Origin of the sequence: Peteryoungia ipomoeae (assembly GCF_004912165.1) — a bacterium.
In the GTDB taxonomy this organism is placed as follows: Bacteria; Pseudomonadota; Alphaproteobacteria; order Rhizobiales; family Rhizobiaceae; genus Allorhizobium; species Allorhizobium ipomoeae.
Genome location: NZ_STGV01000010.1, coordinates 32,016 through 43,471 on the forward strand (window position 1 = coordinate 32,016; position 11,456 = coordinate 43,471).

The 11,456-nt window shown below is 56.0% G+C and carries 8 protein-coding genes and 1 pseudogene; 4 read left to right on the top strand and 5 right to left on the bottom strand.

Annotated features, from left to right (window positions below; genetic code table 11):
• The first annotated feature begins 240 nt into the window (after nt 1-240).
• Nucleotides 241-1,437: an IS256 family transposase gene (locus FAA97_RS20390; protein WP_136543890.1), complete on the top strand. Its 1,197-nt coding sequence runs from the start codon at nt 241-243 to the stop codon at nt 1,435-1,437.
• An 87-nt stretch (nt 1,438-1,524) separates the two neighbouring features.
• Here the strand turns inward: FAA97_RS20390 and FAA97_RS20395 are convergent, their stop codons facing one another.
• Nucleotides 1,525-1,983, bottom strand: a complete 459-nt coding sequence (locus tag FAA97_RS20395; RefSeq protein WP_136600418.1) for a GyrI-like domain-containing protein — start codon at nt 1,981-1,983, stop codon at nt 1,525-1,527.
• 196 nt (nt 1,984-2,179) lie between these two features.
• Here FAA97_RS20395 and FAA97_RS21345 point away from each other — a divergent pair.
• Nucleotides 2,180-2,386 (top strand): annotated as a pseudogene (locus FAA97_RS21345) (alpha/beta hydrolase); the annotation flags it as partial.
• Nucleotides 2,387-2,493: 107 nt separating this feature from the next.
• Here FAA97_RS21345 and FAA97_RS20405 read toward each other — a convergent pair.
• Nucleotides 2,494-3,039: a dihydrofolate reductase family protein gene (locus tag FAA97_RS20405; protein WP_136600419.1), complete on the bottom strand. Its 546-nt coding sequence runs from the start codon at nt 3,037-3,039 to the stop codon at nt 2,494-2,496.
• Nucleotides 3,040-3,084: 45 nt separating this feature from the next.
• Here FAA97_RS20405 and FAA97_RS20410 point away from each other — a divergent pair, with 45 nt between their 5' ends.
• Nucleotides 3,085-3,639, top strand: coding sequence for a TetR/AcrR family transcriptional regulator (locus FAA97_RS20410; RefSeq protein WP_136600420.1), 555 nt, complete (start codon nt 3,085-3,087; stop codon nt 3,637-3,639).
• Between the two features lie 349 nt (nt 3,640-3,988).
• Here FAA97_RS20410 and FAA97_RS20415 read toward each other — a convergent pair whose 3' ends face one another.
• The 3 genes from FAA97_RS20415 to FAA97_RS20425 are packed head-to-tail and all read right to left on the bottom strand — an operon-like array spanning nt 3,989 to nt 10,340.
• A complete protein-coding gene (locus tag FAA97_RS20415; protein ID WP_246041605.1) occupies nt 3,989-5,290 on the bottom strand; it encodes an HlyD family type I secretion periplasmic adaptor subunit in 1,302 nt (433 codons plus the stop codon).
• A complete protein-coding gene (locus tag FAA97_RS20420; protein WP_246041606.1) occupies nt 5,287-7,002 on the bottom strand; it encodes a type I secretion system permease/ATPase in 1,716 nt (571 codons plus the stop codon). Before FAA97_RS20420 ends, FAA97_RS20415 begins: the two co-directional genes overlap by 4 nt.
• A gap of 5 nt (nt 7,003-7,007) precedes the next feature.
• Nucleotides 7,008-10,340 carry a calcium-binding protein gene (locus FAA97_RS20425; RefSeq protein ID WP_136600421.1) on the bottom strand — a complete coding sequence of 1,111 codons (3,333 nt, stop codon included), beginning with the start codon at nt 10,338-10,340 and terminating at the stop codon, nt 7,008-7,010.
• A 664-nt stretch (nt 10,341-11,004) separates the two neighbouring features.
• Between FAA97_RS20425 and FAA97_RS20430 the strand changes: the two genes are divergently transcribed.
• Nucleotides 11,005-11,271, top strand: a complete 267-nt coding sequence (locus tag FAA97_RS20430; protein WP_136600422.1) for a hypothetical protein — start codon at nt 11,005-11,007, stop codon at nt 11,269-11,271.
• Nucleotides 11,272-11,456: the final 185 nt, after the last annotated feature.

Sequence of the window (11,456 nt, forward strand, 5' to 3'; positions counted from 1 at the left end):
GCTCTTGGCGCATCGTTCCGTGAGAAAGCGCGTCTACCCCCTTCAGTTGCAACCCGGCGCAGCCGGTCGCGTTGGGGGGCTAATCCACGATGCCCGTGCCGCATTTCTAACTGGCCCGCGAAATGCACCTCTAAAATGTCGGGAGATCGTGTCCCATGGAGTGGTGTAGCTGGATTTCATAGCCATCGGTGATTTCCGGTAGGGTCGGGTTGCTTATGACCAACCTGAGGGACACCACCGATGACCGACGACATGATGAACCTGCGCTCACTCGTTGAGAAGAGCGCCGACGCCGATTTGCTGCGCGAGATGATCGGCTTTGCTGCCGAGAAGCTGATGGCGCTGGAGGTCGGGACGAAGACCGGCGCGGGCTATGGCGAGAAGAACGGCTTCCGACTTGCCCAGCGCAACGGCTACCGCGATCGAGACTGGGAGACACGGGCTGGCACCGTCGAGCTGCGTATTCCGAAGCTTCGCACCGGCAGCTATTTCCCGAGTTTCCTGGAGCCGCGCCGCATGGCCGAGAAGGCCCTGACGGCAGTCATTCAGGAAGCCTATATCCAAGGCGTTTCAACCCGCTCAGTCGATGATCTCGTCAAGGCGATGGGCATGTCGGGCATCTCCAAGAGCCAGGTATCCCGGCTCTGCGAAGAGATCGATGACAAGGTCAAAGCCTTCCTCGACCGCCCCATCGAGGGCGAGTGGCCATACCTCTGGATCGATGCCACCTACCTGAAGGTTCGTCGCGGCGGTCGCATCGTCTCTGTCGCGGTCATCATCGCCGTGGGTGTGAACACCGATGGCCGACGCGAGGTGCTCGGCATGGAAATCGGCACATCTGAGGCAGAAGCGATATGGACCGAGTTCCTACGCAAGCTGACCAGACGAGGCCTGCGCGGCGTCAAGCTCGTCGTCTCCGATGCGCATGAAGGCATCAAGGCAGCAGTGTCGAAGGTGCTCTCAGCCACCTGGCAGAGGTGCAGGGTTCACTTCATGCGCAATGCCTTGGCCCATGCCGGCAAGAGCGGACGGCGGGTCGTCTCCGCCTTCATCGCCACTGCCTTTGCCCAGGACACCCCGGAGGCGGCAAGCACCCAATGGCGTAACGTCGCCGACCAGATCAGGCCCAAGGTGCCGAAACTCGCCACGCTGATGGATAGTGCCGAACAGGACGTGCTCGCCTACATGACCTTTCCCAGGCAGCACTGGACCAAGCTCCACAGCACCAATCCGATCGAACGCCTCAACGGCGAGATTAAGCGCCGCACAGAGGTCGTCGGCATCTTTCCCAACGATGACGCAATCGTCAGGCTCGTGGGAGCGCTGCTCCTCGAACAAAACGACGAGTGGGCTGTCCAGCGATCCCGCTACATGACACTTGAGACCATCGCCACGATGAGCGATGATCCGCTCATCAGCCTGCCAGCCGCAAGCTGACAATCATCCGGCCCTCTGGGATGAGCCGTGGTCGTCTAAGCTACACCACTCCGTGGGACACGATCATGTCGGATTTTTGCGAAAGGTTCAACGCGCCAGGCCAAACTGGATTTCGATGTGGTGATATGGAGCCCCGGGGCCGTTCCAGCCATGATATATCTCCCGGCTTTCGCCTGAGTAGATATAGCGGGACATATCCATTTCGGCGATAAGCGGCGCATACCCCTTTGTGAAGAGCGTTCGCAGTGACCCTTGGTGCACTTTAGTCGCCACCATAATCGGCTCCAGATGAACAAGCTCCAGCTTGCCCTCGTAGCGCTCTGTCTTCTTTACCGGGCGGCATATTTCCCAATCGAAGAAAGTTTTGCTGTCCTTTGGCAGGTTGCGGGATATGAACAGCCACGGGCCATCAATCTCCAGCCCGGCGTCCGTGATCTCCGCATCTATTTTCGCAGCATACTCTGCTGCATACTGTTTGACGTCGGGAATCCGCAAACGCTTCTTTTTGCGTAGGACCCATAAATCCGGCGTTTCCTTGATCTCCATCGCTTTCTACCCCGCACCGCCTAAGAATTCACATCGTCCTCAGTATTCCGATAAAAGAATGCGATCGAGTCGAAACGTAGAACGATCTTTCACATTTCTTTATAATCCGGGGATTTCATGGAAAACTCTTCCTGAAGCGGACTGAACGCAGAACAACCCATATTTAAGAGGCCCAGCGTGACTCGCCTGAAAAGTATTGGCAAGATCGCAGGTTTTCGCCTCGAAAGAGGCCCCTCGGCCAAAATGGAGGATCCCGCTTGGAAGACGAAGCAGAGCTGGATCACTCTCGCGACCGAAGACAGAACCATCAATCCTGATCTGGAGCGTGAAATGGCCAGCCACGCCGTCTTCGCCTCTCCCCCCAAAGGTAGCGGACGTCGCCGAGAAGGCTGTAGCTCTGGCATCAGGTGGCGATCCGGCAACCCAGATCGCCACTGAACGCTTCATGGACTTGATCGGACACCAGTCTTTCAATCCAATATTAGCCAATGCATACCAGAGACGGCAATGTTAGGTCGCTTTGATTGAGGACGAGAACCGGTAATGCAGCCGGACGCATCCCTGGTCGAGCGTCTTTGCACTGATCAGCTCCGGGCTCGACCTGAAGCCGGTCGGCGGAAAAAGAGGGCGACCACCGCCGAGCAGCTCGGGGATGATGTAGATCTCGATCTCATCAAGTGCGCCACGTTCCATAAACGCCATCTGCAGCATACCCCCGCCCAGCATCCAGACGTCACCATCATCGAGAGCACGAAGCTCGGCTATGAGGTCGTCGACGCTGTCTCTAATCTCAATTATGCCCTTGGCATTTTCGATCGGCCGTGAGGTTACGACGATCACCTGCTGCTCGCCATAGGCCCAAGGTGCGGGATCTTTCGCAATGAAGTCGTAGGTGCCACGACCCATGACGACTGTGCGAATTCCCTTCACGAAGATGCGATAATCATGCTCGCCCAAGTCCATACCGTCGTACTTGAACAGCCAGTCGAGCCTGTCGTTCTCATCTGCAATGTAGCCATCGAGACTCGTTGCAATGTACCCGACGATTTTTGCCATCGGCGCCTCCTTGATTTATAACCGAACGTACGTTTATATGTCGACATGACGAGACGCAAGACAATCCCTGATAAACAGGTGCTCGACACCTTATTCGAGCTGATGATGAAGACAGGACCTGACGGTTTGACCTTTGCACTTGCGGCGAAGGCCTCAGGCTTGTCTGCAGCGACACTGGTGCAGCGCTATGGCAACCGTGAGCGCATGGTGGAGGCAATCCTCTCACAGGCCTGGGACCGCCTGGATGCGGAGACGAAGGCCGCAGACGACGACGAGGATCTGTCGCCTGAGGGAGCCATCAAGCTTCTACTGCGCCTTATGTCTCCTGACACGGCTGAACGTGATGCAACTGATGGTCTTCTTCTCCTGCGAGAAGACATCCGAAACCCAAGACTTCGGGAAAGGGGCGCGGCGTGGGGACGCGCATTGGTCTCGGCACTGGGACGACGGCTGTCTTCGGACCCGCAGGAGGCGGATATTCTAGGCTGGCAGATGGCCGCTCTCTGGCAGGGTGCGCACACCTGGTGGGCGTTCGATCAGACGGTGCCCGCAGATCTTGCAATCCGGCAGGCGCTGAATGATTGGCTGCAACGGCGCTGACGATCAAACGCGCCTTACCCGCTCGCCTAGTTGTGCATGGGAGCATGGTTCATCAGGTGCACTGTTGGTTCACGTCTTGCACGATCCAAAGGTCTGCATGACTGTCTGGACCATGCCAGTCGTCTCCGCCTTGATGGGATCAGAACCGTAGATCCGCGAGTTAGTCTGACAAGCGATTGAAATCCAATGGCTTCATGCAATCGGTGCGCGTGCTGTAGAGTAACGTTAAATTATGGAACTTACAAATTCGGCGACCAAACGACGCATTTAGGGTTCCGAGTGAATGCGGCCAGCATTGTCGCCGTGAACGGAATTCAACACAAGCCACGCTGGGAACCGCGCGCAAAGCTCAGTCCTCCGTCATCGCCCGCGCCAGTTGGTCCGATAGTGGCTTCAGCAGATAGGACATCGCCGTTCTTTCACCTGTCTTGACGAACACCTCTACCGGCATGCCCGAGAGCAGCGTGAGATTTCCGAGCTTGGCCATCTCTTCGGCCGGGATCCGCGTCCGTATCGAATACCAGGCCTCTCCGGTCTGGGGATTGGTCACGAGATCGGCAGCGACCGTTTCCACCTTGGCAAAAACCTCCGGCGTCGTGCGCTGGTTGAAGGCAGAAAAGCGCAGGACGGCATCCTGCCCCGGGTGAAGCTGGTCGATATCGGCCGGCAGGATACGCGCCTCAACGACGAGACTGTCATTGCTGGGCACGATCTGCATCACAGTTTCGCCCGGCGCGACCACGCCACCGATCGTGTGCACGGCAAGCTCATGCACGATCCCATCCTGGGGTGAACGGATCTCGATGCGCTTCAGCTCGTCCTCGGCAGTGATCTGTTGCTCCTCAAGTTCCGCAAGCTTGTTGTCGACATCGCGAAGCTCCGTGACGATCTCAGTCCTGCGATCCTGGTCCAGCTGGAGGATCTGCAGTTCGGTCTCGGTGACCCGTGTGCCTGCCCGGGCAATCTCGGCGATCAGCTGCCCCCTCTCTCCATCGAGTTGCGCCTTCAAACGCTCCAGTTCGGCCAGCCGGTTGAACTGGATGAGTTGCTGACCGCTGAGGCTGCGCACCCGCACGAGCTCCTGTTCGACCCAGGACAGTTCCTGCTCCTTCGCCTTCAGCCGCACAGTGAGCCCATCGGTCTCCTGCCCAATCTGGTCGATCCTCCGTTGCAACTGACTCTGCTGGCTCTGAAGCGTCTCCCGACGTGCTGCGAACAGTGCCTCCTCGGCACGGACATAACTCCCACCATCTTCCGTTTCGCGGATGTCAGACATGGCCATGGCAGCAAGCCCATCACGCTCTGCGACAAGCCGCAGTCTTCGGGCGGACAGTTGATCGATCTGCTTGGTGACTATGGCAAGGTTAGCGCGCGTGATCGTGTCATCCATCCGGATCAGGAGATCACCCACCGCGACGCGAGCACCGTTGCGAACGAGGATTTCGCCGACAATGCCGCCTGCCCGGTGCTGGATCTGTTTGACATTGCCATCCACCACCACGACACCGTGACCTATCACGGCCCCGGAAAGCTTCGCCGTTGCGGCCCAGCCGCCGAAGCCGATCACCAGGATCAGAATGGTCACGAAGGCCAAGAGCGAATAGTTGCGGATCGAACGCGCGATCGGCGTCATGCTTTGTCTGTCTGTCATTTCTCGCCCACCGCCCGCATGGTCGTCTTTCGCAACACCTCGTCGCGCGGCCCGAAGGTGACCATTGCGCCTTGCGCCACCACCAGAACCTGATCGACCGCCGCAAGCGCACTCGGTCGATGCGCTATTACAATGACGATTGATCCCGCTTCCCGCAGTGCCAGCATGGCATTTGTCAGCGCTGTCTCGCCCTCCGCATCAAGGCTTGCATTAGGCTCGTCGAGTACGATAAGGAACGGCTTACCAAATAGCGCTCTCGCAAGCCCGACCCTCTGCCGCTGGCCGGCCGATAGGATCGCGCCACTTGCGCCAATCCGCGTGTCGTAGCCGTCCGGCATCGTGAGGATGAGATCATGCACGCCGGCAAGCTTTGCCGCCTCGATGATCTTGTCCGGCGTCGCTTCGGTGGAGAAGCGGCAGATGTTTTCGGCAATGGTACCGTCGAACAGTTCGACGCCCTGGGGCAGATAACCGATGGAAGGCCCCAGCGCCTCCGGATCCCACTGGTTGAGCTCTGCACCATCAAGTCGTACGCTGCCCCTCGCCGGCGGCCAGATAGCAACCAGCGCCCGCGCGAGTGAAGACTTGCCGGAGCCACTGGGTCCGATGATGCCGACACCCTGCCCCGCGCTTACACTGAAACTTATATCGCGGATTATAGGCGTATTGGCACCAGGCGCCACCACGGCCAGGCCCGCAACAGCAAACGATGTCTCCGGTTTGGGTAGCGCCATGCGCGGGACATCTTCGCGGAACTGCTCTAGAAGCTTGTACAGTCGATCCCGCGCCTGCCTTGCACTAACGAAGCCCCGCCACTGGCCAATTGCTTGTTCGATCGGAGCCAGAGCTCGTGCCGTCAGGATCGAGGCTGCTATCATGGCTCCCGGCGAAGCCATCCCGTTGATTGCAAGCCACGCGCCGAGGGCCAGCACTGCAGACTGGAGCGCCAGTCGGAAGATCTTAGACGTTGTCGAGAAGCTGCTGGTGGCATCGCCCGTGCGCTGCTGTTCGGTCAGGTATTCTGCATTCGCCTCGCGCCAGCGGCCGGTATAGGCACCCCGCATGCCCATCGCTTGCAAGGCCTCGGCATTGCGCCGTCCAGCCTCGAGGAATTCTGCTCGCGCCGCTGAAAACTGCGCGATACGGCGCATCGGATCGCGCAAGAGGATTTCGCTGGTGATCGTGAGCGCGATCAGGATCACCGCGCCGGCAATCGCAAGCCAACCCAGAAGAGGATGGAAGAGGAAGAGGATGCCGACGTAAAGCGGCAGCCAAGGCATGTCGCAGATGGCCACGGGCCCCGGCCCGCCCATGAACTGCCGCATCTGTTCAAGGTCCCGGATTGGCTGTGACACCGCTTCCTTGCGAGACATCCTGAGTGGCAAAACCATCACCGCGCGGAAGGTGGCATCGCCAAGATCCTCCTCGATCCGTTGTCCGACGCGCGTCAGGATCCGGGATCGCAGAAGTTCTAGAATGCCAAGGAACAGATAAAGCCCCACCGCTAGAAGGGAAAGCGCCACCAGCGTTGGCACGCTTCGGCTCGCCAGCACGCGATCATAGACTTGCATCATGAACAACGGACCGGTCAGCATCAGCACGTTGGTTACCGCGCTCACGACAGCTACAGTAAGAAACGTCAACCGCACCTGGTTCAACGCAGCGGCGACCAATGGCCGCCGCTGCTCAGTGTTCCGAGATTTCATCGACATTCAGGTTATGCCACAAACCGGAAGTCGTCCTGATGCAGCGACGTCAGCGCTACGTTACTCAAGGTAACGACGTTGTCGACATCGTATGTGATGAGGGTATCGGATCCCACTTGGGTCGAAGCGGCCAGCACCTCAGTGAAATTGCTGAAAAGTGTGTTTTGGAACTCAATCGCATCTACAGAGGATTCGCCAGCTTGGAAATCAACGACTGTGTCCTGGCCAAAATTAGATCTGAAGACGAAAGTGTCATCTCCGATTCCACCACTGAGTTCATCGGCTCCAGTGCCGCCTAGTAATGTATCGTCTCCCTCGTAGCCAAATAGGGTGTCCGCGCCTGCTTCCCCATCGATCACGTTGGCCGCAGACGTTCCCCAAATCGTGTTATCGCCTGCTCCAGCTTTCACATTTTCGAATTCCCCCTGGGCGAGGGCATAATCGAATGCATCGCTGCTCGTGTAGATCAGGGTATCAACCCCATCGTCTCCAGCGAACCAGCTGTCGTCAGCATCGGCGTGGATCTCATCATTGCCGTCGCCACCCATCAAGGAGTCGGCACCAGCGCCACCGAAAAGAATGTCATCCCCCCCAAAACCGAAGAGCGTGTCATCGCCTTCTTCGCCCTCGATGATATTTGCTTCATCACCACCCCAAACGGTGTTGTTACCTTGTCCTGCGCGAATATTTTCAAAGCTGCCTTGCACCAGCGAGATTTCGCGATCATCCGCACCCGTGTAGACCAAGGTATCGTTGCCGCTATCGCCGCTGAACCAGACATCATCGGCATCGGCGTAAATTCGATCATCGCCGTCGCCACCCATTAGGGAATCGGCTCCACTGTCACCGACTAGAACGTCGTTTCCTTCTGCCCCAAAAAGCGTATCGTCACCCGCTCCGCCGAAAACCGCATCGTTTCCACTGTAGCCATAGATCGTGTTCGCCCCTGCCGCGCCAGATATTGTGTCATCTGTCTCAAGGAATCCGTGTATGGTGTCATCACCGACCGTTGCAGCTTGAGTTAGATAGCCAGCGCGGAGCTGTTGTAGAGACCATTGCGTGCCATTGTTAAAGTGTACCGCTTCAACTACGGTTGCTCCGGGATAGAAGCCGCCTATGATGGTAATGCTATCACTTAGCCCTATTCGTAATACGATATCCCATATATCGCTGAGCCCGCGGATAACGGAAATCTGCTCAGGATCCACGCCTTCTTCAAATCTGATAACGTCAATTGACGTAGGATCACCCCAGTCGTCGATCACATCATTTCCATCGCCAGCCTGGAACGAATAGGTGTCTGATCCCGCCCCTCCCTGAAGTTGATCATCGCCAGTCCCGCCATACAGCACGTCTCCCGATGTCCCTCCGTAAAGTACATCACTCGCGGTGGAGCCAATTACAGTAGCGTCGCCCGGTATAATCGATACCAGATTTCCGATCAAAAATTCCGAGTTATCGCCTCTGAAGTAAACTGAATGAATATTGGAGAGTACATCGTACCCCTCCGTATCACGCCCCACGGACACCGTGCCGTCAGAATTCTGAGAAAATTCGTAGTCAGACCGGACCCCATCGTATTCGACGCGGTTTGTCCCCTCACCCCCGTCGATCAAGTCACTGCCCGCGCCTCCGTAGATCACGTCGTCACCAGCCCCCGCTTTGATGAGGTCACTTATAGCGGTCCCAGAAATCGTTTCGCTAGCTGATGTGCCAGAGATGTTATTTACGATCGCGTTCTCGAGTGAGATCGCTACCCCCCCTATTGTTACATTTTCCACTCCTTCCAATCGAAGCCAGCGACTGTCAGCATTGCCATCGCGGTCAACATCGGCGCGCTCTATGTTGTAGCCGCCTGCTCCGATATAAATGCGATAACTGGTGACATTTCCCGAAAGTACGGCAGTGTCTGTCCCTTCTCCACCGCTAAAGAAACGCATCTGTGAGCTGTCCAAAAACGTATCATCGCCGTTGGAGCCGTAGAACACGGAAATATTGGAGAAGTTATCAGTCGCCTGCCCAGCGGCAGAAATCGTACCTGCGGCAGTGTCGAAGACTAGGTCCGCGTCGCCTTCGTATATTATGCTGTTAGTTCCGGCCCCACCATCAAAGCTATCAGCGCCATCATCATCTCGGGCATAGAAGTCGTCATCGCCATTTTCACCGAAGAGGATATCATCACCCTCTTCTCCGCTGATAGAATCTGCTCCATCTCCGCCGTAAACTGCGTCATCGCCTGTGGTGCCAATGAGATCATCGTCGCCTAGCGTACCATTAACCAACTCGGAAAGCGAAAATCTACCCACCGTAGGAGCAGGCGTCTCGATCGCAAACAACGGAGTATTTAGTTCCCAAGAAGCACCATCCGACGCTACCCTAGCGAGGACCTGATACCAGAACACCATAACGTCAACGGAACGACCCAAATTCTCATCGTAATAGCTGTCGTAAATTGCTGACAGCTGAAAGTCGCCTGAAACTGCGAAGTAAACATCTTTCCCGCCAAGCGTGTATTCGGCGGAGGTTACAGTGAAATTGGAGAAAGGTGTATCAGTTCCACCGAACCATGTTACCGCTAGATTATCGTAGCGACTGTAGTCGAGGATCAGATCGTACGTTCCTCTTGCTTGCTCATTAAATGTGGTCTCCCCGGTGATCGAGTTGTAGATGAAGAGACCTTGCTCGAGGTCGGTGTTGCCCACGTGAAACGTGTCTCGTCCGCCTCCGCCCTCAAGATAGTCCGCTACCGCGTCCTCTGGTGTGCCTTCGACATTTGCGTAAATGTGATCCGATCCTTTACCACCTTTTAAGAAATCCACCCCGTCGCCACCAAAGAGCGTATCATCCCCGCGACCACCGTGAATCACGTCGCCGTTCCCACCTCCAACGAGTGTATACTCCAAGCCCCAAAAGCCTGAAGCAACATCTCTGTCGGAGCCTGGGTAGAGAGTTACAGTTGTCGGATAGGTCATAAATTCCGCAGCGGTATGACCGATTGCGGTCAAAAGGGTATTGATATAAGAGTTACTGTTGAAGTTTACATCATAAGGAAGATTGAGGGGGATAAGTTGCTCACGCACTTGCTCGAAGATACTCCACGCTCCCTCTTCATCGATCCCGTCGTCCAAAGTGACCTCTCCTGATGAATATGTCGCGGGATCGCCGATGGTCGACACATCATTAACTGCGTGAGGTTTCTCAAATGCGGCGCCAAAATCCCAAGTTCCAAACAACGGCATAGCCTGAGGGAATGGGGCTTGCACTTCGGTTTCCACTGAGCCACGGACCAACTGGAGGTGGCCGAGATAGCCAAAGACGCGATTTCCAACCAACGATATCGTCATACAGTTATCTCCCTATCATTTTCCTATAACGCTCAAAGATAGGCCCACGAAAAAGATCGTAAGACCCGCGAATGTCCCAGCAGCTGGAAGGAGGCTTGGCGTAGTTGAATAGCGCCTCCTCATGCAGAAAAAGACGACAATGGGACCAACGACATTGGCCACCAGGTGTAAAGCTAGAAAATAGCTGAATTTAGTTTGAATCTGCGATAGCAGTTGTATAGAAACCCAAAGCCAACAGCCCAAAATTACTGCACCACTTAACCAACATACTAACGCTAAGGGACAACCGTATTTTCTTTTAACACGCCAGCTTTCGGGCAGGAGAACTATCAGGCCCGTTATCGCGCTCAACGTGAATGCCATAAGGTGCTCCGCGTCTTGGCCGACAGATGCTCAACAACTCCATTAAGGCGCAGGAGGCGGACTATTGCAACCCAAAATTTACGAACCAGCAAGTTGCCTGAAAGGCACAAGGTGCATTTTGCGGAAGATTGGAGCGACAGATCGAACGAGGGCAGTAATTCTCGCAGCGGTAGTATCGCTTGCGCCGCTATCTGCGATCGCCTTCGCCCAAGAGCCGGCACATTCCCAAGGAAAGGGTGCGGTCCTATGTGTATGGATGATGTATTCCAGCGCACTCCATACAGGGGAAAAATGCTTTCGGATGGAAGATGCTGATTTCTTGAGTGTCCTCAGATCGGGGTTAAAAGGTATCGAAGCGTTTATATTTCGAAATTCAAATGTAACGGCTAAAGATCTTGCAGAGTACAACAGCCGGCGGCCTGCATTCGTCGCTCTTCAGTGCTCTCCAGACAATGAGATTGTCAGGCTTTATCATAGCTTCAAACAGCAGGGTATCCGACAGCTTCAGCAAAACATCGACGCTCTTTTGGCAGAGGAACGCCCCGCCCTTTCGAACCCTTGTCTCTGATCGCGCGTCATCTGTAGGCGACACTGAAAGTGTAGACCGTTGAGCACAATACCGGTCTTTCGTGGGGATATGGCATGTCTTTCGCTTTGAAGGGCTTAGAACTGTCGACCCGCGAGTTAGTCCGCTAAGCGATTGAAAATCCAATCGCTTCATGCAAGCGGAGCGGGGGCTGTAGCATAACGCCG